Genomic DNA, 26,755 nt, shown 5'->3' with positions numbered 1-26,755 from the left:
CGTCATTTACTGCAAGGCCGGATCAACCGCCGAGGTAGGCGTTACGCACGCGCTCGTCGTCGAGCAGCTCTTTGGCCGGGCCGCTCATGGTGATCTTGCCGCTTTCCATCACGTAACCGCGCTGCGATACCTGCAGGGCCAGTTTGGCGTTCTGCTCGACCAGCAACATGGTTACTCCTTCTTTTGCCACCATCTGGATGATCTCGAAGATCTTTTCCACGATCAGCGGGGCCAGACCCATGGAAGGCTCGTCCAGCAACAGCAGCTTGGGTTGCGACACGATTGCGCGTGCCATCGCCACCATCTGCTGCTCGCCACCGGACAGGGTGCCAGCCAGCTGGAACTGACGTTCCTTCAGACGCGGAAACAGCTCGTAGCCGCGCTCGATATCGCGCTGGATACCATCCTTGTCATTGCGATGGTAGCCACCCATTTGCAGGTTTTCTTCGACGGTCAGCTTGCCGAAGATGCCGCGACCTTCCGGCACCATCACCAGGCCGTTACGCACAAAATCGTGGGTTGCGATGCCGGCAGTGTCCTTGCCGTCAAACAGGATGTTGCCACCCGAATGACGCACCATGCCGACCAGGGTTTTCAGCGTGGTGGTCTTGCCGGCGCCGTTGGCACCGATCAGGGTAACCAGCTCGCCCTTGTTGATATGGAAATCGATACCCTTGACGGCCTGAATACCGCCATAAGAAACCTGAAGATTCTTGACGTCCAGCATGCTCATTCGTGTGCCACTCCCAGATAGGCCTCGATCACTTTAGGATCCTTGCGTACCACTTCTGGCACCCCTTCGGCGATTTTCTTGCCGTAATCCAGCACGGCAATACGGTCGCACAAATCCATCATCAGCTTTACATCGTGCTCGATCAGCAAAACAGTCACACCGTCGTCGCGGATCTTTTCCATCAGCGCCTTCAGCGAGTCGGTTTCGCTCGGGTTCATACCGGCTGCCGGCTCGTCCAGCGCCAGCAGTTTTGGCTCGGTAGCCAGTGCGCGAGCGATTTCGAGACGACGCTGGTGGCCGTAAGACAGGTTCTTGGCGCGTTCGTGAGCCACATCCTCGATACCTACATAGCGCAGCAATTCCCACGCTTTGGCTTCGATGGCCGCTTCTTCATCACGGGTCGCCTTGTTGCGCAGCACCGCGCCCAAGGCATTGGCCTTGCTGCGGATGTGGCGGCCAACCATGACGTTTTCCAGCGCGGTCATTTCATGGAACAGGCGAATGTTCTGGAAAGTACGCGCAATGCCGGAGCTCACCACGATGTGCGGTGCAGCGCGGAACAGGTCTTTACCGTCAAAGGTGAACTGGCCTTCATCCGGGGTGTACAAACCGGTCAACACGTTGAACATGGTGGTCTTGCCGGCACCGTTCGGGCCGATCAGACCGTAAATCTCACCTTTATTGATATGCAGGCTGACATTGCTCAGCGCATGCAGGCCACCAAACCGTTTGTTGATGCCATCAATTTTCAGCAATACCTCAGCCATGGCTGGCTCCTTTCTTGGCATCAGCAAATTCAGCAGCACGACGCTTGGACGGCCACATACCTTCCGGACGTACCAGCATCATCACGACCATGGCACCACCGAACAGCAACATACGTGCGTTCTCGGGGTCTACCAGCTCTTTGCCGAAGGCTGCGCGCTGCAGCGGGCCAATTACGTCACGCAGGATTTCCGGGGCGATAGTCAGCACCACGGCACCCAGAATCACGCCAGGAATATGGCCCATGCCACCCAGCACTACCATCGCCAGAATCATGATGGATTCGAGCAAGCCGAAGGATTCCGGCGAAATGAAGCCCTGGAAAGAGGCAAACAGGCCACCAGCCACACCACCGGACAAGGCGCCCAGTGCAAAGGCCAGCAGTTTGATGTTGCGGATGTTCAAACCCATGGCCGCCGCAGCAATCTGGTCTTCACGCATGGCAACCCACGCACGACCGATACGCGAGTGCTGCAGACGATGCGCCATGATTACTACACCGATGGTCAGCGCCAGGAACAGGTAGTAGTACAGCTGTACCGGCGAGACGGTGAAGGAACCGACTTCCAGTGCCTTGCCCAGCGAGAAACCGCCAATCTGGATCGGATCGATCAGGTTGATACCCTGCGGGCCATTGGTGATGTTGACCGGTGCGTTCAGGTTGTTCATGAAGATACGGATGATCTCGCCGAAACCCAGAGTCACGATGGCCAGATAGTCACCCTTCAGCTTCAGCACTGGCGTACCCAGCAACAGACCGAAGATCGCGGCAAACAGCGCGCCCAGCGGAATGCTGATGTAGAACGGCAGGTGAATGCCGAAGTGCGGCGAACCCAGCAAGGCAAAGGTATAGGCACCTACTGCATAGAAGGCAATGAAGCCCAGGTCCAGCAGGCCGGCAAAACCGACCACGATGTTCAGACCCAGCGCCAGCATCACATACAGCAGCGCATAGTCGATGGTACGAACCCAGGAGTTGCCGAGAGTACTGCCCACGATGAAGGGCAGCACCGCCAGCAGAATGCCGGAGGCGAGGAAAATCGCCAGTTTCTTGTTGCTATCCATGGTCATGCTCACTTGTCTGTCTCCCGGATTAGGCACGATCGGCCATCTTCTCGCCCAGAAGGCCAGAAGGACGGAAAATCAGCACGACAATCAATACGGCGAAGGCAAAGATGTCCTGGTAGTGCGAACCGAGGAAGCCGCCGGTCAGGTCACCGATATAGCCGGCACCCAGGCTCTCGATAATGCCCAGCAGGATGCCACCCGCCACTGCACCACCCAGATTGCCGATACCACCCAGTACCGCAGCAGTAAACGCCTTCAGACCGATCATGAAGCCCATATAGTAGTGAGCCTGATCATAGTTGGTTGCCACCATCACGCCGGCAATCGCACCCAGGGCCGAGCCCATGACGAAAGTAGCGGAAATGATGGTATTGACGTTCACGCCCATCAGGCTGGCGACAGCCGGATTCTGGCTGGTCGCACGCATGGCGCGGCCCAGCTTGGTCTTCTCGACGACAACCAGCAGGCCAACCATGATCAGCAGACACAAGGCAATAATGCCGGCCTGCAGCTTGGTGATGGTTGCACCCATGATGCTGATGGTGTCGTGATTGAGGATAGGCGGGAACGGGATGTAGTTACGACCCCAGATCAGGATGGCAACCTGCTGCAGCACGATGGACAGACCAATCGCGGTAATCAGCGGTGCCAGACGCGGCGCATTGCGCAGCGGGCGGTATGCGACGCGCTCGATAGTGTAACCGAGCAGCATGCACGCCGGAATAGCGACCATAAGGCCGATAAGCACCAGCAAGGGGCCTGGCAGAGCTACGCCGGCACCAAGCATGGTGGTAACAACGGTGATGGTTACCATGGCACCAAACATCACGACTTCGCCATGAGCAAAGTTGATGAGGCCCATGATCCCGTACACCATGGTGTAGCCGAGTGCGATCAGGGCGTAAATACTGCCCAGCACCAAGCCGTTGAGGATCTGTTGCAGAAAAATGTCCACGGTGGGATCTCCTAAGGATGATTGTCCCGACGATTTTTTCGGGGCTTTCCCTCTTATATCGTCTTTATACGACATAGCCGGCAGTTGGGTTTCTGTCCGACAAGCCGTGCGGATTATGCTGGCGTATCCAATCTACTGTCAATCTTAAAACTTGCTAAAACTTCAGTGTTTTGAAGGTGCATCACCATTTTGCAAGTCATTGATTTTAATGAATTAAATCACCAATACATTCAATGGTATTTTTTGCTGCAGCGCACACAAACACCCCCTGACATGTTCACTTTCAAAAGCCGTAAAGTTTGAAAATATTCGAATATTTACATCAAATGTCATTATCCGATCAAAGTCGAATATATGGTTTTGCATTTTCGCTCATCCTTGGTTTCGTGGTAGTAAATTGGTTTGTATACAATCGACTTTCGCAGCGCACTCACCTGACCATAAAAAAAACCATCCGCCTTCGCGGATGGTTTTTCATATCAGCCCCCTGCTGCTGCCTGTCAGGCAAGCTGGAAGGGGTAGACCGAGCCCAGATTCAGAATGCCGGTCAGCTCATCAAGCGCCGTGCGGCACTCGATCAGCAATGACGGGTCAGCCAGATCGGCCGGTGCAATACGATCGCGATAGTGTTTATCTACCCAAGCATTAAGCGTGCCAAACAAGGACGCACTCATCATCACATTCGGGTTCACCGCCGCGATCTCGCTGGCCGACAGCGCCACGCGCAGGCGCAGACAAGCCGGGCCGCCGCCATTCTGCATGCTCTGCTTGAGATCGAAGACGCGTACCTCGTCGATCGGGCCGCCGCTGGCCACCAGCTTTTGCAGGTATGCCCAGACACGGGGCATATTGCGGCACTCTTCCGGCACCACGATCAGCATCCGACCATTGTCCTTGGACAGCAGCTGGCTGTTGAACAGATAGCTCTTCACTGCCTCTTCTACCGATACCTCGGCATCCGGTACCTCGACCGCGATGAACTGACCACCCTTGGCGACCAACTTGCGATCCAGCTCGGCCAGCACTTCGGCCTGCTGCAGGAAGGACTTCTGATGGTGGAACAGCACATTTCGGTTGCCAACCGAGATCACGTCGTTGTGGAACACGCCAGCGTCGATGGTGTCCGGATCCTGCTGCGCATACACCACGCCAGCTTCGGACAGGCCATGCAGCCGCGCTACCGCCTCGCAAGCTTCCAGCGTCTGGCGTGCCGGGAATTTCTGCGGCTTCGGATAACGTGCATCGAACGCCGCGGCACCAAACACGAAGAACTCCACCCCTGCCCCGTCGTACTCGGCACAGAAACGGGTATGGTTGGCCGCACCTTCGTCACCGAAGTGCATCTGCGCCGGCAGCGCCTCGTGTACGGCAAAGCGCGATTCGTCGGCAAACATCGCCTGCAGGATGCGGCGCGTGGTCGGATGCTCGATCGAACGGTGGAACTTGTTGTTCAGATTGGCCGGCGTGAAATGCACACGACCATCGGCAGTATCTCCAGACGGACTGACCGTCGCCGCGTTAGCCGTCCACATGCAGGAGGCCGAGCTGGCCGCCGCCAGAATCGCCGGTGCCTCTTTGGCCGCACGTGCAATCACCTCGGCGTCAGTACCAGCAAAGCCCAGACGACGCAGACTCGCCACGTCCGGACGCTCGTGCGGCGCCAGCACGCCCTGCTTGAAGCCCATATCGTGCAGGGCTTTCATTTTTTCCAGGCCCTGCTTGGCCGCCAGCTTGGGGTTGGACACCGCATTCTGGTTGCCGGTCGAGGCCACATTGCCGAAAGACAGGCCGCTGTAATTGTGCGTCGGCCCGACCAGGCCGTCGAAATTCACTTCGTAGGCTTTGCTCACAATACGATCCCCGGAGAGAGTTGTGCCGGCAGCACCAGGCTGTCGCTTTCCAGCGAGGCCATCGGCCACGCGCAGTAGTCCGCCGCATAATAGGCGCTAGGCTTGTGGTTGCCGGAGGCACCAATGCCACCGAATGGTGCAGCGCTCGAAGCACCGGTCAGCGGCTTGTTCCAGTTCACCACGCCTGCGCGCGCTTCCAGCAGATAGGCTTCGTACTCGGCACGGTCGTCCGACAGCACGCCGCCGGCCAGACCAAAGCGGGTGTCATTAGCCAGTTCGATCGCCTCATCCAGCGTGTTGTAACGGATGATCTGCAGCAGCGGGCCGAAGAACTCTTCGTCCGGACGCTGAGCCTTGGTGGTGTCGATAATGCCCGGGGTCAGCATGGCTGCGCCTTCGGCTACACGTTTCATTTCCAGCAGGATACGACCACCGCTTGCGGCCAACGTGGACTGCGCCGTCAGCAAGGCATCGGCAGCCGCATTCGAAATCACCGCGCCCATGAAAGGCTGCGGCTCATCGTTGTAACGGCCGACCTTGAGCCTGGCCGCCACCGCTACCAGACGATCAATGAAGGCATCGCCTGCGGCACCATTGGCCACCAGCAGACGGCGGGCGCAGGTACAGCGCTGACCGGCCGATACAAAGGCCGACTGGATCACGTGATGCACGGCCGCATCGACATCAGCCACCTTGCCGACGATCAGCGGGTTGTTGCCGCCCATCTCCAGCGCGAGGATTTTCTCCGGCTGACCAGCGAAGGCCTTGTGCAGCACATTGCCGGTAGTCGAGCTGCCGGTGAAGAACAGGCCGTCGATGCCGGCATGATTCGCGAGTGCCACGCCAGTGTCTCGTGCACCCTGCAGCAGATTCAGCACGCCTGCCGGCAGACCGGCTTCGGCCCACAGCTTGACGGTTTCCTGCGCGGTCCACGGCGTCAGTTCGGATGGCTTGAAGATCACGCAGTTACCGGCGATCAGCGCCGGCACGATATGGCCGTTCGGCAGATGGCCGGGGAAGTTGTACGGGCCGAATACCGCCACCACACCATGCGGCTTGTGACGCAACACCGCCTGCGCATCGCCCATTACGGCACTGCGCTCGCCGGTACGCTCGTGGTAGGACTTGATCGAGATCTCGACCTTGCCGACCATGGTGGTGACCTCAGTCAGCGCTTCCCACATCGGCTTGCCGGTTTCCTGCGCAATCACCTCGGCCAGTGCGGCCTTGTTGCTATTCAGCAATTCGCCAAAGCGGCGAATGATGGCGATACGCTCGTCCAGCGAGGTACGCGCCCAGGCCTTGAAGGCGCCACGGGCAGCCTCCACGGCGCGGCCAACCTGGTCTGCATCAGCCGCCTGACCTTGCCAGATGGTGTCGCCATTGGCCGGATTCTGTTTTTGCAAGGCTTCGCCGGCACCCGCCAGCCACTGGCCCTGAATGAAATGAGTCGTCATTTATACATTCTCCCTTGGTGTCAGAGTCACGACGCGTACCTTGTCGCCGGCCGCAACTCCGAGTGACGCCGCCTGCGCAGCGCTGAGCACAATCTGTTCTGCCTGGACACACAACTCGGCCAACAGCACACGGAAGCCATCAAGGCTGGTATTGCTGACCAGATAACTGTCGCTATTGCCGGCGGGCTGGGCGTCGCCGATCACGACACTCACCAGCTGGCTGTCGCGCACAGCGCGGATGTCCTGGGTGTAAGCCTGCACTGTCGGGCCGGCATCGAAAATGTCGACGTAGCCTTCGTAACGGAAGCCTTCTCCGTGCAGCATCGCCACGGCCGGCCGGGTGTTGTCATGGGTCTTGCCGATGACGGCCTGCGCGTCATGCGGCAGGAAGTCGATATACACCGGAAACTTCGGCATCAGCTCGGCCACGAAAGCCTTCTGCCCCACGCCAGTCAGGTAGTCCGCCTGGGCGAATTCCATCGAGAAGAAATGACGGCCCAGCGCCTCCCAGAACGGCGAATTGCCCGCCTCGTCCGACACGCCGCGCATCTCGGCCACCACCTGTTTGCCAAACAGCTCGGCAAACTGGGCGATGAACAGGAAACGGCTTTTGGACAACAGGCTGCCGTTACGATTGACGCGGTAATCCGGATGCAGGAACAAGGTGCACAGCTCGGAATAGCCGGTATGGTCGTTGGACAGGAACAGGGTTTCGTGACGGGTGTACACACCCAGCTCTTCCGAGGCGTGCACGATGGTGCCGACACGGTAGTTGTACCAGGGCTCTTTCAGGCCGACGGCAGCCTCGAGGGCGCAAATGCCGCCGACACGACCGTTGGCCGCATCTTCAAGCACGAAGACATAGCCGCGATCGGCCTCGCTGGCCTTGCCGGCAAAGCTCGCTTCGGAACGGGCGATTCTTGCGGCCAACCTGTCGGCATTCACCGGCAGTGAAGTCAGGCCCACACCGGCGCTACGCGCCAGCTCCATCAGGCCTTCAAGATCTGTCGCACGGACAGGACGGATGATCATCATGCCTCGGCTCCTTTGTGTTCGTTCGGCAATACCGGAATCAGACAGGCCTGCTGGCCTTGCTGCAATTGCAGCGCGTGGGCGGTTTCGGCGCTCAGCAAGAGTTGCCCATCACGCACCAGTGCCAGCGCCTGCGTCAGGGCAAAGCGGTCGCAACGATGATTGGAGATCAGCTGCTCGCTGGCTTCGGCCGGCAGTTGCGCCACGATCTGCACCGGCAGCAGACGCTGCTCGCGCATGGTAAACAGCTGGTCGACCTCGGCAGTCAGCACCGCGCCACCGTCGAAGATATCTATATAGTTGTCCGCCTCGAAACCTTCGCGGTTCAGAATGCTGAACGGACGCTCGAAATCGGGGTGGATCTGGCCGATGGCGTTTTGCGCGGCATCCGGCATCAGCGGCACATAAATCGGATAAGTCGGCATCAGCTCGGCAATAAAGGTCTTGCTGCGCTGGGCAAAAGCCTGCTCGACTTGCGGGAAATCCATATTAAAGAAGCGGCGGCCGATGGCATCCCAGAACGGGGACTGATCCTGCTTGTCCAGAATGCCCTGCATTTCAACCAGCACGCGGCGGCCAAAACGCTCGCGCGCGGCGGCCATATAGGCCAGACGGGCACGCGACAGCAACTCGCCAGCCTGCAGACTCAGGCGACGGTCACAGAAAAAGCCGCACAGCTGCACCATGCCGGTCAGGTCGTGACACATGGTCAGCACATGAATGCGGTTGTTGACCTTGAGCTGGCGCGAAGCATGCACCATGGTCTCGCTGCGATAGCTGTAGAACGGCTCTTCGAAGCCGGCCGATGCGCTGATCGAGGCGGTACCCACCACTTCGCCGGCATCTTCCAGCACAAACATATAGTACTCGCGGCCGGTGCCGGCCACGGCCTCGTGCTCGAAAGCACCCAGCGAGTTCTGGATCTTCTCGTACAGTTTTTCGCGGTTGTTCGGCAAACTGGTTACGCCGATACCGCTTTCGACCGCCATTTTCTCGATGACCGGCAGATCGGAAATGCGCACGGGTCGCACAATCAACATGACGGATTCTCCTCGTGTTGCGCCAAATTCAGGGCGCAGCAAGGGCCGCCTGCTGTCTTGCGACAGCAGGTTCCCCTTTGTTTATCTATGAAATGACCCTAAGGACGGCTTACTTGCGGTTGGCTGCAACCAGCTCGGCAATGGCCGCATCAAAACGCGCCAGGCCTTCGTCGATGTCCTGGTCAGCGATTTGCAGGGAAGGAGCGAAACGGACAACAGACAGGCCAGCTACCAGCACCATCAGCTGCTTGGCTTCAGCGGCTTTCAGGAATTCGCGGGCGCGACCGGCGAACTCGTCGCTGACCACGGCACCGATCAAAAGGCCCATGCCGCGCACTTCCTTGAACACATTGTATTTGGCGTTGATGGCATTCAGACCGTCAACAAAGCGCTGATGCTTGGCTTTTACGCCGGCCAGCACTTCCGGGCGGCTGACGATTTCCAGCACCTTGCCGGCAACGGCAGACGCCAGCGGGTTGCCACCATAGGTGGTGCCGTGAGTGCCGACAGCCAGGCTCTTGGCAATCTTTTCGGTAGTCAGGATCGCACCAACCGGGAAGCCGCCGCCCAGACCCTTGGCCGAAGACAGGATATCCGGAGTCACGCCGTAAGCCTGGTAGGCGTACAGCTCGCCAGTGCGGCCGATACCGGTCTGCACTTCGTCGAATACCAGCAGCGCATTGTGCTGATTACACAGCTCACGCGCTGCCTGCAGGTATTCAAGCGTCGCCGGCAGGACACCACCCTCACCCTGGATAGGTTCGATCACGACCGCGCAGGTCTTGTCGGAAATCGCGGCCTTCAGCGCCTCGATATCGTTGAACGGCACATGGCTGATACCGGTCGGATTCGGGCCGAAACCTTCGGAGTACTTCGGCTGGCCACCCACATTCACGGTGAACACGGTACGGCCGTGGAAGGAGTTGGTGCAGGAGATGATTTCGTACTTGTCGGCACCAAAGTGGTCAAACGCATAACGACGCGCCAGCTTGAAGGCGGCTTCGTTGGCTTCTGCACCGGAGTTGCACAGGAACACGCGCTCGGCAAAGGTCTTCTCGACCAGATCGCTGGCCAGTTGCAGTGCCGGCTCGTTGGTGAACACGTTGGACACGTGCCAGACCTTGTTCGCCTGCTCGGTCAGCGCGGCAACCAGCTCCGGATGGCAATGACCAAGGGAGTTCACAGCGATACCGCCGGCGAAGTCAATGAACTCGCGACCATCCTGATCCCACACTCGCGAACCGGCAGCCTTGACCGGGATAAAACCGGCAGGTGCGTAGTTGGGGACCATAACCTGGTCAAAAGTCTCACGGCTAACTTGCTTGCTCATTGATAGTTCCTTCGTTCTTATGGGATTTGCGGCGTATCGCCTAGTCTGCAAAAGATTCTAATCCATTCCGTGAATCTGGCCATATCCGCTTTGCGACATGCAGTTACACTTTTATCGCCACTGTCCAACAATATTCACGACCGGCAATTTTCATTAAAATCAGCAACTTAACTGTAACACCCATGAAAAAGCCACCTTGCGGTGGCTTTTTCATGATTCAAGGCCGACGGAACAAACCGTAAATTTCATGCTTGTCGCGCGGTCGCCCGCCCTGCCAGTGCAGGATCCAGCCTTCATGCGCCATCGCCTCGTCCCGACTGCGCACGACCAACACCCAGTCACACGGCACCGGCTGACCCGCCGCATAAGGCTGCAGGCGCATATCCGCGTAATAAAGCCAGCTGATGCGGGTCAGCAAGAGATTGCGCTCTACCGCCACGCACACATCACGCTGCGGCAAGCTGGCTGCCATACGCACCACCACCGGCTGATAGCTCTTGGCAGCATCCAGCGCCGGCAACCACAAGGTCAGCAGCAAGCCCCACAGCAGCGTGAGGCCGGCCGCCCAGTTGGTTACCGCCTGACGCCCGCGCAGATTGCGCCGCGTCACCGCCCACAACCAGAACGCACAAGCCAGCACCGCCAGCACCACCGCCGGCAGCGAAACTTGCGGCTCGTAAAACGGCGTAAAGTAATCACGCCTTGCGGCCAACCCTGCCGGCCAGCCAAAGTTGAGCGCCACCCAACCCAGCCATACCAGCAAGGAAAACAGGCCGAAAGTCATCAAGCCAAACCAGTTGAGGAATGCCGCCGCCGTACGCTTGAGACTATCCAGCTCCAGCGCCGCCAACACCGCCAGCGGTAACAGCAAAGGCATCGCATCCTCGCCGCTGCTGCGATCGGAAAACGTCAGCAGCAGCAAAATGACGGTAAAAAACAGCAAAGGCAGTTGCAGCTGCGGCGTGTCATAGCGGCGATTCTTCCACAGCGCCCATGCAGCCAACGGCCATGCCGGCATCGCATACCACAGCATCAGCTTCGGGTAGTAACCGAACTCATGGAACAGGCCGATGCGGCCAAAACCGTTCAAGGGGCCGAGTGCGTAATCCTGCCACCACAGCTCGAAGACATGCGGCGCGCCACGCGACAGTGCCAACGGCCAGACACCGGCCAGCGGAATGGCCACCAGCAACGCCATGATGAGGGTGATCGTATAGCCCTTGTTGCGCCACGCGGCAAACGCCGGCAAGAACAAGGCCACACTCCACACCAGCATCACCGGCAACAGGCTGCTGGCCAGAAACAACACCACCGTAGCTCCACCCAGCAAGGCACCGGCCAGTGCCGGCGAGCGCAAGGTCAGCACCAGTGCGTAGAACACCCCGGCATAACCGGCAAAGGCCGCCACGATCGGATTCATCTCGTGGCCGGTCACAATCAGGCCAAAGCAGCCGATCAGGATCAACACCACGCTGCGACCATGACGCCGCCCCAAGAGCTCGCGGCCAACCCCGCCGGCAAAGGCAAGGCCCAAGGCCATGAACAGCGGCGTCGCCAGTCGTGCCGCATCATGCACCGGCAGCAACCATGGCGACAGCAGCTGCACAAACAGCATGGACACCCAGTAGTACAGCGGGCCGTTATCGAGGTAAACCTGCTCTTCGATTTGCGGCAACCACCAGTGACCGCCATGCAGCATCTGCTGCACGACTGCCGTCACATACGGCTCGTCAGGCTTCCATGGGGTATGGCCAAGAATGCCTGGCCACAGCCAGACAAAGGTCAGCAACAGCAAGAGCCACGGCTTTTCACGTGCCTCAGGCAGGCGCTGCAATCGGGAATCGCTATAGGTCAGCATGCAGGAAAGGATCAGGAAAACAGAACAACAGAATACGCCGAACAAACAAAAAAGGCAGCTATCGCTGCCTTTTTCATGACTTCAGCCAAGCAATTAGCGCTTGAAGAAGCTACCGAACTTGCGGTTGAACTGGTCAACGCGGCCGGCGGTGTCAACGATCTTCTGCTTGCCGGTGTAGAACGGATGGCACTCGGAGCAAACTTCGATGTGGAAAGCTTCTTTGCCCATGGTGGACTTGGTGGTGAACTTGTTACCGCAAGAGCAGGTAACGGCAACTTCTTTGTAGTTCGGCTGGATATCAGCTTGCATGGTTTTTCCTTTAGCTATCGGGTACAGGGGTTTTGCCTGCACTTCATGAAAACACGGCATTATCCGGTCATCGGCCGGCTTTGGCAAGGGCAAGGCGGCATGCGGCCAACCTTGCCTGCCAATTTGCCTCAGGCACGACGCCAGGTAGTTACGCCAGCACTGTCTTCCAGCACGATGCCGGCGGCAGTCAGTTCGTCACGGATACGATCGGATTCGGCCCAGTTTTTCGCCGCGCGCGCATCCTTGCGCGCCTGGATCAACGCCTCGATCGCCTCGGCGCTCAGACCATCCTCACTGCCCTCGCCTTGCAGGAAGGCTTCCGGATCACGCTCCAGCAGGCCCAATACACCGCCCAGATCTTTCAAGAGACGCGCCAGTTGCAGATCCTTGCTCTTGTTGACTTCGCCGGCCAGCTCGAACAGCACCGAAACCGCTTCTGATGTACCAAAGTCGTCATCCATCGCCGTCTTGAAACGCGCTGCGTAGCTGTTATTCCAGTCGATGCCGCTGGATACCGGCAGATCCAGACCTCGCAGCGCGGTGTACAAGCGGGTCAGGCCCTGCTTGGCGTCATTAAGGATGCCGTCGGTAAAGTTCACCGGGCTGCGGTAGTGGCTGCGCACGATGAAGAAACGGATTACTTCGCCATCAAAATGGCCGAGCACATCACGGATGGTGAAGAAGTTGCCCAGGCTCTTGGACATCTTGGTGCCATCCACATTGATGAAGCCGTTGTGCATCCAGTAGTTGACGTACTGGTGGCCATGCGCGCCTTCGCTCTGGGCGATTTCGTTTTCGTGATGCGGAAACTGCAGATCCTCGCCACCGCCGTGAATGTCGAAATGTTCGCCCAGGTGATGGCAGCTCATCGCCGAGCATTCGATATGCCAGCCCGGACGACCGACACCCCACGGGCTTTGCCACTGCGGCTCACCCGGCTTGGCGGCTTTCCACAGAACAAAGTCGTGCGGATCGCGCTTGTTCGGGTCGACATCGATACGCTCGCCGGCACGCAGGCTTTCCAGCGTCTTGCCGGACAACTTGCCGTAGCCATCAAACTCGCGCACGGCGTAGTAAACATCACCATTCGGTGCCGGATAGGCTTTGCCACGGGTGATCAGCTTGTTGATGATGGATTGCATGCCGTCGATGTGCTGGGTGGCACGCGGCTCGAAGGTTGGCCGCAACAGGCCCAGCGCCTCGGTGTCGGCATGCATGTCGGCGATGGTTTCCTCTACCAGCGCCTCCGGTGTGATGCCGCGCTCGGCCGAGCGCTTGATGATCTTATCGTCGATGTCGGTGATATTGCGCACATAGGTCACGTCATAGTCGCTGGCCGCGAACCAGCGATAGATCACGTCAAACGCCGTCAGCATGCGCGCGTGACCGATGTGACACAGGTCGTACACGGTCATGCCACACACATACATCTTTACCTTGCCTGGCTCGATGGGGTTGAACGCTTCTTTCTGGCGGGTAAGGGTGTTGTATAGATTCAGCATGTCGGCACAGCCTGTGGGAATTAGACAATCGGCTATTGTAGCAAAAGTCGCTGTCAACACGAGGGGCAAGCTGCACTTTCCGGCAAGCGCCGGCGCTGGGTAATATGATGGAACAAGCCCCCAAGGGGGCGGACAGACAAAAGCAAGAGCAAACCGACCGCAATCCTTATCCATTCAGGGGGAAATCATGGATTGGACCCACCAACTCTCCGCCAGCGCCATCTGGCTGGCCGAAGCCTTTCTGATCACACTGGCGGTCTCGGCCATCGGCTGCTGGCTGCTGATCCGGCGCACCGTCTGGGGCGGGCAATTCTGGCGGCTGGCCAAGCCCTTCCTGCACCCGAAAAACGGTTGGCGACCACTGCTGACCGTGCTGCTGATCCTGTTGCTGACCCTGGCCGGAGTAAGACTCAGCGTGCTGTTTTCCAATTGGTATAACGGCATGTACAGCTCGCTGCAGAATCTCGATGAGAAGGCATTCTGGACGTCAATGCTGCTATTTGCCGTGCTGGCCAGCGTACACGTTGGCCGCGCGCTGTTCGACTTCTATATCAAACAGGCTTTCGTGCTGCGCTGGCGGGAATCACTGAACGAAACCCTGCTGCAAAAATGGCTGGATCGCCAGGCGCACTATCGCAGCAATTTCCTCGAGAAAAACTCCGACAACCCCGACCAGCGTATCCAGCAGGACATCGGCAGCTTTGTCGGCAGCAGCCTGTCGCTGTCGATGGGGGTGATAGATGCACTGGTCTCAACCTTTGAATTCACCCTGATCCTGTGGGGGCTGTCCGGCGTACTACACCTGTTCGGCTACGACATCCCGCGCGGCATGGTGTTTGCCGTCTACGTTTATGTCATCGCCTCTACCTTTGCCGCAGTGTGGATCGGCCGCCCGCTGATCCGCCTGAACTTCCTCAACGAAAAGCTCGGCGCGGATTACCGTTATGCCCTGGTACGCATCCGCGAGTACGGCGAGAGCATTGCCTTTTATCGTGGCGAGCAGGTCGAAGGCAATACCCTGCGCCAGCGCTTTGCCGCCGTCATCAGCAACGCCTGGGATATCGTGTTCCGAAGCCTGAAGTTCCAGGGTTTCAACTTCATCGTCAGCCAGACGGCGGCGGTCTTCCCATTCATGATCCAGGCCAAGCGCTTCTTCGACAAACAGATCAGCCTGGGTGATATGGTGCAGACCGCGCAAGCCTTTGGCCAGCTGCAGGACAATCTGTCTTTCTTCCGCAATGCCTACGACAGCTTTGCCGAATACAAGGCGGTGCTTGATCGTCTGACCGGCTTTCTTGATGCTGCCGAAGCCGCGGTCGAGCTGCCGCAAGCCCGCCAGCAGATCAGCAGCGAGGGCCTGCGCCTTAGCGGACTGACGGTACGCAAGCCCGACCAGAGCCTGCTGCTGGACAAGCTGTCGCTGCAATTGACTGCCGGCGATGCCCTGCTGATTCGCGGGCCATCGGGCAGCGGCAAGACCACGCTGCTGCGTGCGATTGCCGGGCTGTGGCCGTATTGCGAAGGCGAAGTCGCGCACCCGGCACCAGAGCAGATGCTGTTCCTGTCGCAAAAGCCGTATCTGCCGCTGGGCACACTCGCCGCTGCCCTGTGCTACCCGCACCCGCGACGTGACGATGCTACCTTGCACATCGCACTGAAAACCGTGCAGCTCGGCCATCTGCTGAGCCAGCTCGACACCGTTGCCGACTGGAGCCGCATTCTGTCGCTGGGCGAACAGCAACGCCTCGCCTTCGGCCGCCTGCTGTTGGCCGCACCGCAAGTGGCCTTCCTTGACGAAGCCAGCTCGGCGATGGACGAAGGCCTCGAAGAAGCACTGTACCGGCTGGTGCGCGAACAGCTGCCGCAAACCACGCTGGTCAGCGTCGGCCATCGCAGCAGCCTGCTGGTACATCACAACCGTCAGCTGCAGCTGAACGGTGATGGTCGCTGGCAAAACGCAGGCTGAGTACCACCGCCGGGGTAAATGAAGATGCCGCCACCCGAACCGGGCTGGCGGCATTGTTTCACGTCAGGTCTTGCGGCCAAGTCTGGCCGGCATCATCAGGCCTTGTGCAAGTGCGAACGCTGGCGCGAATAGCCGAAGTACACCAGCAAGCCGATAAACAGCCAGACGACAAAGCAGATCCAGGTCAGCACCGACAGCTGTGCCATCAGGAAGACGCAGAACACCATCGCCAGTACCGGCACATAAGGCACACCTGGGCAGTGGAATTTACGCGGTAGATCAGGCTCGCGCTTGCGAAGCACGATGATCGCGGCAGCAATCAGGGTAAAGGCCGCCAGGGTACCGATATTCACCAGCTCGGCCAGCGTGCCCAGCGGCACAAAGCCGGCAATCAGCGCAATGATGGTGCCGATCAGCCAGGTTGCCTTGTAAGGTGTGCCATATTTCGGATGCACCTCCGAGAATACCTTGGGCAGCAAGCCATCACGCGACATGGCGAACAGGATGCGGGTCTGGCCATAAGTCATTACCAGTATCACCGTCAACATACCAAGAATCGCGCCCAGATCGACAAAGCCGGCAAACCAGTCAAGCTTGGCCACTTGCAAGGCCAGCGACACCGGATGATCAACACCCTTGAACTGCATGAAAGGCACAATGCCCGTCATGATTGCCGAAACAATCACGTACAGCAGCGAGCAGATGGCCAGCGACCACAACACGCCGCGCGGAATGTCTTTTTCCGGATTCTTGACTTCCTCCGCCGCGCAGGTCACCGCATCAAAACCGAGAAAGCTGAAAAACACGATCGCTGCGCCCTGGAATACACCGCTCATGCCATAGGGCAAAGCCGGATTCCAGTTGGCAGGCTTCACATGCCACACCGCAATGCCGATGAACAGCAACACTACTGCCACCTTGATCAGCACGACGATATTGTTCACCTTCTTCGACTCTTTGATGCCGAAAGCGAGCAAGGCCGTGACCAGCATCGCAATCATGAAGGCCGGCAGGTTAAACAAGGTTTCCACGCCAGGACGCGCACCCGCCGCCGCCGTCAGATAGTCCGGCAAGTGCAGGCCAAAACCCGACAGCAAACTCTGGAAATAACCGGACCAACCCACCGATACCGCAGAGGAGGCGAGCAGATATTCCAGCATCAGATCCCAGCCGATGATCCAGGCAATGATTTCACCCAATGTCGCGTAGGCATAGGTATAAGTGGAGCCGGAAACCGGCAACATCGAGGCAAACTCGGCATAGCACAGTGCAGCAAATCCGCAGGCAATCGCGCCGATGAGGAAAGACAGCACAAGGCCGGGGCCTGCCACTGTCGCACCGGTCCCGGTCAGTACAAAAATGCCGGTACCGATGATGGCACCGATACCCAGCATGGTGAGGTCAAAAGCCGAAAGCTCCTTGCGAAGCACGCCCGCGCCCTGCGATGCAGCCATCATCTGGCGCACATCTTTCTTGCGTAACAAACTCATTTTGTGTCCCGTTGCACCGGCCAAGTCACCTTGCCAAAGCTCGGCTGCCAGTCTTTGTTGTGCTTTGAATAGCGTCGCATTGCCAGTGGCAGATACGAGCAGGGGCGGGACTATGCCGCATCGCAACACACCCTTCAAGACAGCAAACGTATTCTGTATTTTGTATATATTTCAAAATATATTGATTTACTGAACAGCCATGCCGCTACGCCACAACAAGCTACTCTGCCCTGCCTTCGACTCACAAAAATCCGGCAGATCAATGCAAAAATTCGTCGACTGAAACTAATTCACCCCTTTCCAGTCTTGAGCGCACTCGGTGACAAGTATTTGCCAGATTCGATAGAAAAATCACCCGATGCTTGCCAGGCAGGCGCGCGCTGCACTGTGCCAGCAGCATGGCAAACACTCCACCTCACCCGAGGGTAAACCCGACATTACCCGCCGTAGTAGTGCTGCTACGCTTGTCGCACAACATGACAAGAGAGAAACCATGAGCAGCCAACTCGACACCCTGTTTGCCAAACTGCAAACCCTGCTGCAAGACCGCGCCAGCCGCGCCGAAGCCATCCGCACCCTGCACGGCCGTGACGAATCGTGTCACGGCGATGCCCTGCCCGATATCGTGGTGTGGCCGCACAACACGGAAGAAGTCAGCCGCATTGTCAGCCTGTGTCACCAGCATCGTGTACCGATGATCCCCTACGGCGTCGGCAGCTCGGTAGAAGGCCACATCCTCGCGATCCACGGCGGCGTCTGTATCGACCTGTCGCAGATGAACCGCATCTGCCACATCGACGAGGCCGATCTCACCGCCACTGTCGAAGCCGGCGTCACCCGCCTGCAGCTGAACCGCGAACTGCGCTACAGCGGCCTGTTCTTCCCTATCGACCCCGGCGCCGACGCAACACTGGGCGGCATGACCTCGACCCGTGCCAGCGGCACCAATGCCGTGCGCTACGGCACGATGCGCGAAAACGTGCTGGCACTGACGGCGGTGCTGGCTGATGGCCGCGTCGTGCACACCGGCAGTCGCGCTCGCAAATCCTCGGCCGGCTACGACCTCACCCGCCTGCTGGTGGGGGCGGAAGGCACGCTGGCCATCATTACCGAAGTCACCGTGCGGCTGTACGGCATGCCCGAGGCCATGTCGGCCGCCGTGGTGAATTTCGACAGCGTCGCCGGTGCAGTAGACACGGTGATCCAGAGCATCCAGTGCGGCATTCCGCTGGCGCGCGCCGAAATGCTCGACGCGCTGACCATGCAGGCGGTCAACCGCCACAGCCGCACCACCTTCCCCGAGCGGCCAACCCTGTTTCTCGAGTTTCACGGCACCGCGGCAGCAGTTGAAGAACAGGCAACGCTGGTCAAGGACATTGCCAGCAGCAATGGTGGCGGCGATTTTGCCTGGGCCACCCGCGACGAAGAGCGCAACAAGCTGTGGCAGGCGCGGCACGCCGCCTACTTTGCCGGCCTGCAACTGCTGCCGGGCAGCCGCTGCGTGGCCACCGATGTCTGCGTGCCGATTTCACGGCTGACCGAATGCATCGAGGCCACTTATGCCGATCTGGCCGAACAAGGTGTCGATGCGCCGCTATTCGGTCATGTCGGCGACGGCAATTTCCACCTGATGCTGCTGGTAGTACCGGGCGACGAAGCCGGCATGGCCCGGGCCAAGGCCATCAATCACCGGCTGGTGACCCGCGCCCAGGCCATGGATGGCACCTGCACCGGCGAGCACGGCATCGGCATCGGCAAACAGGCCTATCTGGCTGCCGAGGCGGGCGAGGCCGGCCTTGACATGATGCGCGCCATCAAACTGGCGCTGGACCCGCTGAATCTGCTGAATCCCGGCAAGATCCTGCCGCCAGCCGCCTGAAACAGCTTGCGGCCAACCTTGCCGCTAGCGTCGCAGCCATGAAAAAACCGCGCCGATTGGCGCGGTTTTTTTCTTAAGCAAGGTTGGCCGCAAAGACTTAGCGGCTGGCCACGATGCGGATTTCCACTTTCCAGTCCGGATTAGCCAGCGCGGCCTGCACGGTGCAGCGCACCGGCGGCTGACCTTCCGGCACCCAGGCATCCCATGCTTCGTTCATCTGGTCGAAGTCGGCCAGATCGGCCAGGAAAATGGTGGCCTCGACAATACGCGTCTTGTCGCTGTCCAGCTCGGCCAGCACGCTGTCGATCAGGCCCAGCGTTTCGGCGGTTTGCTCGCGTGCATCGCCCTTGCCGCTATCCGGCACCTGCACGGTGTAGATCAGGCCATTGACGACTACAGCTTCGGACAGGCGCTTGCCTGGTTTGTGACGATACAGACTCATGATTCCCCCACTCTATCCGGCAAATGAAAAGGCGCTGGCCACAAGACCAGCGCCCGGCAAAACAGCTGGCGATCAGGCCATCGCGGCGCGGCGCAGACTCAGCGAGAAGCGCTGCAGCGATTCGATACCGCTGGCCTCGGCGCGTGCGCACCAGTCCTGCAGCTCTTTCAGCAGTTCTTCACGGCTCAGCGAGGAACGTTCCCACAGGCGGGTGAGTTCCTGACGCATGGCGTAGATGGTCTGCAGCACCTGGCTCTTTTCAAGCACGGCGGCCAACTGCTGACGATCAGACTCGGTCGTGTCCTTGGCATCCTGCTTCAGCCACACCTTCATCTTGCGCATCATTTGCGGCTGGCGCAGCTCAGGCAGTTGCAGCTTTTCCAGCTCGCCGCGATAAACGTCGCGCAGTTCACGCGCATAACGGGCAGCAATCGCATAACGGTTGCTGACAATCGCCTGCAGGTGCTCGAGGCTCAGGTTGGCCGCAGCGTCGGCTTCGGCCAGACGCGGTGCAACCTTGCGCACCTTGGCCAGACCGCAGATTTCCAGCATGCGGATATACATCCAGCCGATGTCGAATTCGTACCACTTGTACGACAGCTTGGCCGATGTACCAAAGGTATGGTGGTTGTTGTGCAGCTCTTCACCACCAATCAGGATGCCCCAAGGCACGATATTGGTGGAGGCATCTTCGTTCTCGAAGTTGCGATAGCCCCAGAAGTGGCCGATGCCGTTGATCACGCCGGCCGCAAAGAACGGAATCCACGCCATCTGCACCGCCCAGATCGCGAGGCCCGCCGCGCCGAACAACACCAGGTTGATCACCAGCATCAGGATAATGCCCTTGCCGGTGTGACGGGTGTAGACGTTTTGCTCCAGCCAGTCATCCGGTGTGCCGTGACCGAACTTCTCCATGATGGAGCGATCCTTGCAGGCGGTGCGATACAGCTCGGCACCCTGCCACAGCACTTTCTTGATGCCCAGCACCTGCGGGCTATGCGGATCTTCGGCAGTCTCGCAGCGAGCATGGTGCTTGCGATGGATGGCTGCCCACTCCTTGGTGACCTGACCTGTAGTCAGCCACAGCCAGAAACGGAAAAAATGACTCGGGATGGCATGCAGATCCAGCGCACGATGTGCCTGGTGACGATGCAGGAAAATGGTAACCGACGCGATGGTGATATGAGTCAGCACCAGTGCCACGACAATATAGCCCCACCAGGGCAGATCAATCAGACCGTTAAGCCATTGCATACCGGCTTTAACCTCGAACTGTAATGAGAGTAAGCGCTCCATTTTACACAAATCCCTGCCGCTGCAAGACAAACTATTTCGCCGCGCCCTGCCCGCCAATCGTCAGCCGGCACTTGCATGGGTTAAGATACGCCATCCATCAGACACACAGGCATGACCGTGAACGTCAACACCCACGCACTGAAACTTACTGCGATTACTGCGGCCAGCATCCTGGCCATTTACGGCGGCTTTTCTTACTGGGCGGGCATCAAGGCCGAAGAGACCCTGGCAGAACAGCACGCCATGATTGCCGGCATGACGGTTTTCAAGGTGAAGTCCCACCAGTACGAGCGCGGCTGGTTCTCGTCCAGCGAGCGCACCGAGCTGGTCTTCAATCAGGAGCTGCTGGGGCCGTACATCGGTCTGCTGCCGGAAAACATGCGCCCGCTGTTCCAGGGCACTATCCGCTATGAACACCAGGTACAGCACGGCCCGATGCCGGGCTTGCTGTCCGGCCACTTCCAGCCAGGCCGGGCCCGCGTCGAAACCCGCTTTGACATGTCGGAAGACACGCGCAAGATGCTGTCGCGCTTCTTTGGCGATGCCGAACCGATCACCATCACCAATCATCTTGGCCTGACCGGTGGCGGCCAACTTGAGGTGTCGGTACCGAAGTTTGACTACGAAGAAGCGCTGGCCGGCGTGAAGATGGGCTGGAAAGGCTTTGACCTGAAACTGGCCTACGCCGCCGGCTACAAGGAATACCAGTCCGAGGCCGTCAGCCCGGGCTTCCTGCTGCAGGCCGGCCCGAAAGGCAGCTTCGGCTTTGACCAGATCCGCTACCTGTCCGATGTGCGCCCCGGCAATACCGGTGTGAAACTGGGCACGGGCGAATTGACCGTCGGCAGCGTCAAGCTCAACTGGAACGAAAGCATCCCCTACAGCATCAAGCTGAACGAGCTGATCCACTTGGTCAGCCGCGTACGCGTGGGTGAATTCATCAACCCGAGCGGCGAGTTCCGCCCGTCCAAGGTCGAGCTGAAAAACCTCAAATACCAGATCGTCACCAGCGAGCAGGAAGAGTTCGTCAACACCCGCGGCAAGCTGGACTTTGACACCTTCAGCTACAACGACAGCGTGTACGGCCCGCTGAAACTGGATATTGCGGCCAACCATCTGCATGGCCCGACACTGGTGAAGCTGGATCAGGCGCTGACCCGCCTGCCTTTCGAGGTGAAAGATCCGGCCCAGCTGCGCAAGCGCTATGTCGAAACCATCACCAAGGAAGGCCTGCCGCTGTTGATGCAGGACCCGAAAATCCAGATCAACACCTTCTCACTGAAGATGCCGACCGGCATGGCCAAGCTGGATGGCCAGCTGGCACTGCAAGGCCTGCAGGAAAGCGATATGAAAGCGCCGGTCGAGTTCATCAAGCGCTTTATCGCCAACCTCAATATCGAGCTGCCGCGCCAGACACTGGAAAACCTGGTAGTGAGCCAGGCTCGCAATCTGTTTACCGTGGATGCCAGCGCCGAAGAGCAACCCAATCTCGAAGAGATCGACAATCTGGCCAAAGGTCTGCTGGATGCCCAGCTGTCCGAGTGGGAAAACCAGAAGATGCTGGTGCATGACCACGGCCAGCTGAGGACCTCGATCGACTTCAAGCAAGGCCAGCTGCGTGTCAACAAGGTACACGTCCCGCTACCGTGGGAAGAGACTGAAGCAGCCCCGCCTGCCGACGCCTCCGCCGCGCAGTAAATGAATAGCCCCGGGCCCGCTACCCGGGGCATTCTTTTGCTTGCCACCGTGCCATTTCTTTTGCATATACTGTGTTTAACCGGATATCTCCCGATCATCTGACAGCAATGCCTCCTCGCCGCAGGGACCCCGTATGCAGAATGCCAATTTACTGATTGTCGATGACAGCAAGACCCAGCGCATGGTTTACCAGACCATGTTCGGCAACCATTACCAGCTAAGGCTGGCCGAAAACGGCCTTCAGGCCTTGCAGTTTTGCCATGAAAGCCAGCCAGACCTGATCGTGATGGACATCGAAATGCCCGAGATGGACGGCCTCGAGTGTTGCCAGCAACTGCGCCAGCAGGGCTACAGCGGCCCGCTGGTTTTCGTCTCGGCCAAGACCGACCTGTCGCAACGCCTGCGCGCCTACGATGTCGGCGGCAACGACTTCATCGCCAAGCCGGCCAACGAGAACGAGCTGCGCTGCAAGATCGACATTCTGCTCAGACAGCATGATGAGCGCCAGCGCCTGCAGTCCGATGGCCAGATGGCGTTTGCCACCGCGATGACAGCGATGACCACCATGTCGGAAATGGGCGAGCTGATTGACTTTCTGCGCAACAGCAGCCTGTGGAAGAGCTATCAGGATATCGCCAGTGCCGCCGGCCAGGCGCTGAACCGTTACAGCCTGGAAGGCTGCATGCAGGCTTATGGTGAGCAAGGCCAGTTCCTGCACTCGACGCAGGGGCCGGTCAGCCCGCTGGAATCCAGCATCATCGAAACTGCACTGGCCCTGCCGCATATTTCCTCGGAAGGCAGCAATACCGCTTTCAACTACCCGAACTTCTGTCTGGTAGTACGCAATATGCCGATCCATGACGACGACCGCTGTGGCCGCCTGCGCGACCATCTGGCCATCGTCGCCGAAGTTGCGGCCAACTGTGTGCGCCAGCAAGACGGGCACTGGTTGGAGCTGGAAAAACTCAGGCAGCGTCGTCCGGCTTGAGCCCCCATACCGCAAACACCCGGTGAGGTATCGCCAACACCTTGCCGGGAAAGTCACTTTGCAGCATCCCGGCCAATTCGGCATCAAACCTCGCCACCGCCTCTGCATCCAGCGAAGCCGCCACCCCGGCACTGGCCCGTATCCTGCCGCGCCATGCCTCGGCGGTGTAGGGCTCGGCCGTATCAAAGCTGAAACTCTGAATCCCGCCAAAACCCGCCTGCGCCAGATCGCCAAACCACTGCGGATAAATCCCGCAGCCGCCATGCATCTGCCAGGCCGGATTGTGCCGGCGAATCAGCGACTCGGTGGCGGCCACCACATTACCCGCCAAGGGCAGCCAGTCGTAATGACAGATCAGCAGCGCTCCACCGGGCCGCAATACCCGCCACGCCTCAGCGGCGACACGGCTGCGCTCGAACCAGTGCCAGCACTGGCCCGCTGTCAGCAAATCCAGCTCGCCATCAGCTAGCGGCAAAGCCTCGGCCGCGGCTTCGGCATAGTTAATCGCCACACCCGCCAGCGCATCCAGCCGCCGTGCCTCGGCAAGCAAGGGCGCCGCGATATCACTGGCGCCAACCTGGCAACCACCGCCGGCAAGCAAGCGCGCCAGATTGCCGGTACCGGTGCCCATATCGTGTACACGCTGCCCCGGCAGTGCCAGATGCCGCTCGCGCAAGGCGGCAAGCAAGGCCGCTGGAAAACCGGCACGATGACGCGAATAATCACTGGCCGTGCGGCCGAAATCGATGTTTGTCTTCATGTTAAGCTCCCGTGCAATGACAGTCGCAATATCGCGCCACGCCTTATCCGCATCAATCTTGATTGATTCGATCAAGTATCAGATTGTGCGACAGCACCACCTGGAGGAATGAAAATGGACACTCGCGGCCTGCTGGATGCCCGCGAGGCGGCTGCCTTGCTGGGCATCAGTCGCCAGACGCTGTACAGCTATGTCAGTCGCGGGCTGATCAAGGTTTATCCGGGCAAGAGCTATCGCGAAAACTACTACCGGCGCGCCGATATCGAACGCCTGCTGACCAGCAAGCAGGTTGGCCGCAAGGCCGGCCAGATTGCCAGCCATACCCTGGACTGGGGCAAGCCGGTGCTGTCGTCCGGCATCAGCCTGATCAGCGAGCAGATGCTGTATTACCGCGGCATGGCCGTCAGCGAGCTGATCAAACAGCCTTTCGAACACTGCATTACCCAGCTGTGGCAATGCGAGCCTGCCCTCTTTCAGCAGCCTGCCCCGCTGCTGGATGCCGCCTGGCAACAGTTGGCCGCAAGACACGATGGCAGCTTGTGGCACAGCATGGCGCTGCTGGCACTGGCCCGTCAGCAACTGGCCGATTTGCCGCAACAAGACAGCACCAGACAGGCCCTGACCCTGCTGCGGCTGATGTGTGCCTGCCTGCTGGGCACGAAACCGGGTAGCGCCAGCCTCGGCTGCCAGCTCGCGCAGCACTGGCAGCTGTCAGACGCGCAACAAGGCCTGCTGGATAAGGCATTGATACTCTGCGCCGACCACGAGCTGAACGCCTCCAGCTTTGTCGCGCGCTGTACCGGCTCGACCGGCAGCGAGATGGCTGCCGCCCTGCTGGCCGCACTGGCGACCCTGGGTGGCGACAAACACGGCGGCGCAACCTGGCAGGTGGAAAAACTGCTGGATGAGCATCTGCCCGGCAACACCCTGCCCGATGCTGCTGCCGGCTCGCCCCCGGCCGGCTTTGGCCACCCGCTGTATCCCGAAGGCGATCCGCGGGCTTGTCTGCTAATGTCAAATATGCCCGACAGCCCGGCCACACGCTTTACGCAAGACATGCACGAGCGCTACCAGCTGATGACCAGCATAGATTTCGCACTGGTGGCCCTGCGCCGCAGCCTCGGCCTGCCACGCGGGGCGGCGTTTACCCTGTTTGCCTTGGGCCGGACGGCAGGCTGGCTCGCCCACATCATGGAGCAGGCCGACCGCGGCAGCCTGATCAGGCCGCGTGCACATTACGATGGCCCGCCAGCGGCAAAACACGGCGCTGCGGCCAACCTTGGAGAGAATTCAGCATGACCGATATCGTCAATGTCGCCTTGGTCGGCTATGGCTACGCCGGCAAGACCATACACGCACCACTGATCCAGCATTGCCCGCGGCTGCGTCTGCACAGCATTGTCAGCAGCCGTGGCGAGGCGCTGGCCGGCCTGCCCGGCAAGCCGCGCATCTGCAGTGATTTCGGCCAGGTGCTGGCTGATGACGAGATTGATCTGGTGGTGATTGCCAGCCCCAACGACAGCCACTTTCCGCTGGCCGAAGCGGCCTTGTATGCCGGCAAGCATGTGGTCGTCGACAAGCCCTTCACCCTGCGACTGCGTGAGGCCCAACAGCTGCAGGTGCTGGCCGGGCAAAGACACAAGCTGCTGTCGGTGTTTCACAACCGGCGCTGGGATGCCGACTTCCTCACCGTGCGCAAACTGTTGCAGGCCGGCACGCTGGGCGAGATTGCGCTGTTCGAGTCACGCTTCGAACGCTTCCGCCCGCAGGTGCTCAGTCGCTGGCGCGAGGATGCCGCACCCGGCGGTGGCCTGTGGTATGACCTTGCCCCGCATTTGCTCGATCAGGCCTATCAGCTGTTCGGCATGCCGCATGCGATTCATGTCGACATGGCGGCGCAGCGCCAGGGGGCTGCGGCGATAGATTACTTCCATGCCCAGCTGCGTTACGGCCGCATGCGCGTGCGGCTGGCCGGCTCCTGCCTGATCAGCGGCGGCTCGCCGCGTTTTGCCATTCACGGTCATAGCGGCAGCTATATCAAATACGGCATGGACAGTCAGGAGACTTCGCTGCGCGCCGGCGAAATGCCGGGCAGCCACGAATGGGGGCTGGACCCGATTCCGGGCCTGCACTACTGGCAGCAGGACGGCGAAGAACGCGGTCAGGCCATTCCCAACGAGCGCGGCGACTACGGTGCTTTCTATCAGGCGATTGGCGAAGCGCTGCTGCAGGGGCTATCCAATCCGGTGCCGCCGCACGAGGCCGTCGCCGTACAGCAGCTGCTGGAGCTGGGGCTGGACAGCGCCCACAACGGCTGCGAGCTGCTGATACGCTGAA

General features: G+C 59.6%; 22 protein-coding genes. 6 read left to right on the top strand and 16 right to left on the bottom strand.

Translation table 11 applies throughout. From position 1 onward, the window contains the following. Positions 1 to 22 precede the first annotated feature (22 nt). From ACZ9W6_RS05415 to cysS, 12 genes are all read right to left on the bottom strand, one after another. Positions 23 to 733 carry an ABC transporter ATP-binding protein gene (locus ACZ9W6_RS05415; protein WP_465190049.1) on the bottom strand — a complete coding sequence of 237 codons (711 nt, stop codon included), beginning with the start codon at positions 731 to 733 and terminating at the stop codon, positions 23 to 25. Next, on the bottom strand, positions 730 to 1,500 hold the full coding sequence (locus tag ACZ9W6_RS05410; protein ID WP_465190048.1) for an ABC transporter ATP-binding protein: 771 nt from the start codon (positions 1,498 to 1,500) through the stop codon (positions 730 to 732). The genes ACZ9W6_RS05415 and ACZ9W6_RS05410 overlap by 4 nt, the downstream gene beginning before the upstream one ends. Beyond that, positions 1,493 to 2,569, bottom strand: a complete 1,077-nt coding sequence (locus ACZ9W6_RS05405; protein WP_465190121.1) for an ABC transporter permease subunit — start codon at positions 2,567 to 2,569, stop codon at positions 1,493 to 1,495. The genes ACZ9W6_RS05410 and ACZ9W6_RS05405 overlap by 8 nt, the downstream gene beginning before the upstream one ends. Before the next feature lie 22 nt (positions 2,570 to 2,591). Then, complete coding sequence (locus ACZ9W6_RS05400) at positions 2,592 to 3,521, bottom strand: branched-chain amino acid ABC transporter permease (protein ID WP_465190047.1); 930 nt, start codon at positions 3,519 to 3,521, stop codon at positions 2,592 to 2,594. A 500-nt stretch (positions 3,522 to 4,021) separates the two neighbouring features. Beyond that, positions 4,022 to 5,371 carry an N-succinylarginine dihydrolase gene (astB, locus tag ACZ9W6_RS05395; protein ID WP_465190046.1) on the bottom strand — a complete coding sequence of 450 codons (1,350 nt, stop codon included), beginning with the start codon at positions 5,369 to 5,371 and terminating at the stop codon, positions 4,022 to 4,024. Beyond that, positions 5,368 to 6,828: a succinylglutamate-semialdehyde dehydrogenase gene (gene astD / locus ACZ9W6_RS05390; RefSeq protein WP_465190045.1), complete on the bottom strand. Its 1,461-nt coding sequence runs from the start codon at positions 6,826 to 6,828 to the stop codon at positions 5,368 to 5,370. The genes astB and astD overlap by 4 nt, the downstream gene beginning before the upstream one ends. Then, positions 6,829 to 7,863 carry an arginine N-succinyltransferase gene (gene astA, locus ACZ9W6_RS05385; RefSeq protein WP_465190044.1) on the bottom strand — a complete coding sequence of 345 codons (1,035 nt, stop codon included), beginning with the start codon at positions 7,861 to 7,863 and terminating at the stop codon, positions 6,829 to 6,831. Beyond that, complete coding sequence (gene aruF, locus ACZ9W6_RS05380; protein ID WP_465190043.1) at positions 7,860 to 8,900, bottom strand: arginine/ornithine succinyltransferase subunit alpha; 1,041 nt, start codon at positions 8,898 to 8,900, stop codon at positions 7,860 to 7,862. Before aruF ends, astA begins: the two co-directional genes overlap by 4 nt. A 109-nt stretch (positions 8,901 to 9,009) precedes the next feature. Next, complete coding sequence (locus ACZ9W6_RS05375) at positions 9,010 to 10,230, bottom strand: aspartate aminotransferase family protein (protein ID WP_465190042.1); 1,221 nt, start codon at positions 10,228 to 10,230, stop codon at positions 9,010 to 9,012. 217 nt (positions 10,231 to 10,447) lie between these two features. Continuing rightward, a complete protein-coding gene (locus tag ACZ9W6_RS05370; RefSeq protein WP_465190041.1) occupies positions 10,448 to 12,088 on the bottom strand; it encodes an ArnT family glycosyltransferase in 1,641 nt (546 codons plus the stop codon). A 93-nt stretch (positions 12,089 to 12,181) separates the two neighbouring features. Next, complete coding sequence (rpmE, locus tag ACZ9W6_RS05365; RefSeq protein ID WP_465190040.1) at positions 12,182 to 12,397, bottom strand: 50S ribosomal protein L31; 216 nt, start codon at positions 12,395 to 12,397, stop codon at positions 12,182 to 12,184. Between the two features lie 128 nt (positions 12,398 to 12,525). After that, positions 12,526 to 13,899, bottom strand: a complete 1,374-nt coding sequence (gene cysS, locus ACZ9W6_RS05360) for a cysteine--tRNA ligase (RefSeq protein WP_465190039.1) — start codon at positions 13,897 to 13,899, stop codon at positions 12,526 to 12,528. A gap of 187 nt (positions 13,900 to 14,086) precedes the next feature. On the opposite strand from cysS, the gene ACZ9W6_RS05355 reads away from it, so the two are divergent. Then, positions 14,087 to 15,865: an ABC transporter ATP-binding protein/permease gene (locus ACZ9W6_RS05355; protein WP_465190038.1), complete on the top strand. Its 1,779-nt coding sequence runs from the start codon at positions 14,087 to 14,089 to the stop codon at positions 15,863 to 15,865. Between the two features lie 95 nt (positions 15,866 to 15,960). Here ACZ9W6_RS05355 and ACZ9W6_RS05350 read toward each other — a convergent pair whose 3' ends face one another. Further along, a complete protein-coding gene (locus ACZ9W6_RS05350) occupies positions 15,961 to 17,355 on the bottom strand; it encodes an amino acid permease (protein WP_465190037.1) in 1,395 nt (464 codons plus the stop codon). Between the two features lie 493 nt (positions 17,356 to 17,848). Between ACZ9W6_RS05350 and ACZ9W6_RS05345 the strand changes: the two genes are divergently transcribed. Continuing rightward, the gene (locus ACZ9W6_RS05345) at positions 17,849 to 19,234 is read left to right on the top strand and encodes an FAD-binding oxidoreductase (protein ID WP_465190036.1); all 1,386 of its coding nucleotides are present in this window, start codon (positions 17,849 to 17,851) and stop codon (positions 19,232 to 19,234) included. A 97-nt stretch (positions 19,235 to 19,331) separates the two neighbouring features. On the opposite strand, the gene ACZ9W6_RS05340 is transcribed toward ACZ9W6_RS05345, so the two are convergent. Together ACZ9W6_RS05340 and ACZ9W6_RS05335 are read right to left on the bottom strand one after the other, a co-directional pair. Then, positions 19,332 to 19,676 (bottom strand): RidA family protein, encoded by a 345-nt coding sequence (locus ACZ9W6_RS05340; RefSeq protein WP_465190035.1) that lies wholly within the window; start codon positions 19,674 to 19,676, stop codon positions 19,332 to 19,334. Between the two features lie 72 nt (positions 19,677 to 19,748). Beyond that, complete coding sequence (locus ACZ9W6_RS05335) at positions 19,749 to 20,972, bottom strand: DesA family fatty acid desaturase (RefSeq protein ID WP_465190034.1); 1,224 nt, start codon at positions 20,970 to 20,972, stop codon at positions 19,749 to 19,751. A gap of 111 nt (positions 20,973 to 21,083) precedes the next feature. Between ACZ9W6_RS05335 and ACZ9W6_RS05330 the strand changes: the two genes are divergently transcribed. Further along, on the top strand, positions 21,084 to 22,670 hold the full coding sequence (locus ACZ9W6_RS05330) for a YdgA family protein (RefSeq protein ID WP_465190033.1): 1,587 nt from the start codon (positions 21,084 to 21,086) through the stop codon (positions 22,668 to 22,670). Positions 22,671 to 22,803: 133 nt separating this feature from the next. Further along, positions 22,804 to 23,658 (top strand): response regulator, encoded by an 855-nt coding sequence (locus tag ACZ9W6_RS05325; RefSeq protein ID WP_465190032.1) that lies wholly within the window; start codon positions 22,804 to 22,806, stop codon positions 23,656 to 23,658. Here the strand turns inward: ACZ9W6_RS05325 and ACZ9W6_RS05320 are convergent. Continuing rightward, positions 23,636 to 24,418 carry a class I SAM-dependent methyltransferase gene (locus tag ACZ9W6_RS05320; protein ID WP_465190031.1) on the bottom strand — a complete coding sequence of 261 codons (783 nt, stop codon included), beginning with the start codon at positions 24,416 to 24,418 and terminating at the stop codon, positions 23,636 to 23,638. The two genes, ACZ9W6_RS05325 and ACZ9W6_RS05320, sit on opposite strands and share 23 nt — an antisense overlap. A 114-nt stretch (positions 24,419 to 24,532) precedes the next feature. Here ACZ9W6_RS05320 and ACZ9W6_RS05315 point away from each other — a divergent pair, with 114 nt between their 5' ends. Together ACZ9W6_RS05315 and ACZ9W6_RS05310 are read left to right on the top strand one after the other, a co-directional pair. Continuing rightward, positions 24,533 to 25,717 (top strand): citrate synthase family protein, encoded by a 1,185-nt coding sequence (locus tag ACZ9W6_RS05315; protein WP_465190030.1) that lies wholly within the window; start codon positions 24,533 to 24,535, stop codon positions 25,715 to 25,717. Further along, positions 25,714 to 26,754 carry an oxidoreductase gene (locus tag ACZ9W6_RS05310; protein ID WP_465190029.1) on the top strand — a complete coding sequence of 347 codons (1,041 nt, stop codon included), beginning with the start codon at positions 25,714 to 25,716 and terminating at the stop codon, positions 26,752 to 26,754. Before ACZ9W6_RS05315 ends, ACZ9W6_RS05310 begins: the two co-directional genes overlap by 4 nt. The last annotated feature ends 1 nt before the right edge of the window (position 26,755 follow it).

This window comes from Vogesella lacus, assembly GCF_979366295.1.
Note: the sequence above shows the minus strand (reverse complement) of the source record. Positions and strands in the feature narration are given on the sequence as shown.

Coding starts and splice junctions, on each gene's coding strand:
- astD (WP_465190045.1), bottom strand. CDS start 6,828: ATGACGACTCATTTCATTCAGGGCCAGTGGCTGGCGGGTGCCGGCGAA.
- rpmE (WP_465190040.1), bottom strand. CDS start 12,397: ATGCAAGCTGATATCCAGCCGAACTACAAAGAAGTTGCCGTTACCTGC.
- ACZ9W6_RS05345 (WP_465190036.1), top strand. CDS start 17,849: ATGAGCAGCCAACTCGACACCCTGTTTGCCAAACTGCAAACCCTGCTG.
- ACZ9W6_RS05325 (WP_465190032.1), top strand. CDS start 22,804: ATGCAGAATGCCAATTTACTGATTGTCGATGACAGCAAGACCCAGCGC.
- cysS (WP_465190039.1), bottom strand. CDS start 13,899: ATGCTGAATCTATACAACACCCTTACCCGCCAGAAAGAAGCGTTCAAC.
- ACZ9W6_RS05370 (WP_465190041.1), bottom strand. CDS start 12,088: ATGCTGACCTATAGCGATTCCCGATTGCAGCGCCTGCCTGAGGCACGT.
- ACZ9W6_RS05310 (WP_465190029.1), top strand. CDS start 25,714: ATGACCGATATCGTCAATGTCGCCTTGGTCGGCTATGGCTACGCCGGC.
- ACZ9W6_RS05320 (WP_465190031.1), bottom strand. CDS start 24,418: ATGAAGACAAACATCGATTTCGGCCGCACGGCCAGTGATTATTCGCGT.
- ACZ9W6_RS05315 (WP_465190030.1), top strand. CDS start 24,533: ATGGACACTCGCGGCCTGCTGGATGCCCGCGAGGCGGCTGCCTTGCTG.
- ACZ9W6_RS05355 (WP_465190038.1), top strand. CDS start 14,087: ATGGATTGGACCCACCAACTCTCCGCCAGCGCCATCTGGCTGGCCGAA.
- ACZ9W6_RS05350 (WP_465190037.1), bottom strand. CDS start 17,355: ATGAGTTTGTTACGCAAGAAAGATGTGCGCCAGATGATGGCTGCATCG.
- ACZ9W6_RS05330 (WP_465190033.1), top strand. CDS start 21,084: ATGACCGTGAACGTCAACACCCACGCACTGAAACTTACTGCGATTACT.
- ACZ9W6_RS05405 (WP_465190121.1), bottom strand. CDS start 2,569: ATGACCATGGATAGCAACAAGAAACTGGCGATTTTCCTCGCCTCCGGC.
- ACZ9W6_RS05375 (WP_465190042.1), bottom strand. CDS start 10,230: ATGAGCAAGCAAGTTAGCCGTGAGACTTTTGACCAGGTTATGGTCCCC.
- astA (WP_465190044.1), bottom strand. CDS start 7,863: ATGATGATCATCCGTCCTGTCCGTGCGACAGATCTTGAAGGCCTGATG.
- aruF (WP_465190043.1), bottom strand. CDS start 8,900: ATGTTGATTGTGCGACCCGTGCGCATTTCCGATCTGCCGGTCATCGAG.
- ACZ9W6_RS05410 (WP_465190048.1), bottom strand. CDS start 1,500: ATGGCTGAGGTATTGCTGAAAATTGATGGCATCAACAAACGGTTTGGT.
- ACZ9W6_RS05415 (WP_465190049.1), bottom strand. CDS start 733: ATGAGCATGCTGGACGTCAAGAATCTTCAGGTTTCTTATGGCGGTATT.
- ACZ9W6_RS05335 (WP_465190034.1), bottom strand. CDS start 20,972: ATGGAGCGCTTACTCTCATTACAGTTCGAGGTTAAAGCCGGTATGCAA.
- ACZ9W6_RS05340 (WP_465190035.1), bottom strand. CDS start 19,676: ATGAGTCTGTATCGTCACAAACCAGGCAAGCGCCTGTCCGAAGCTGTA.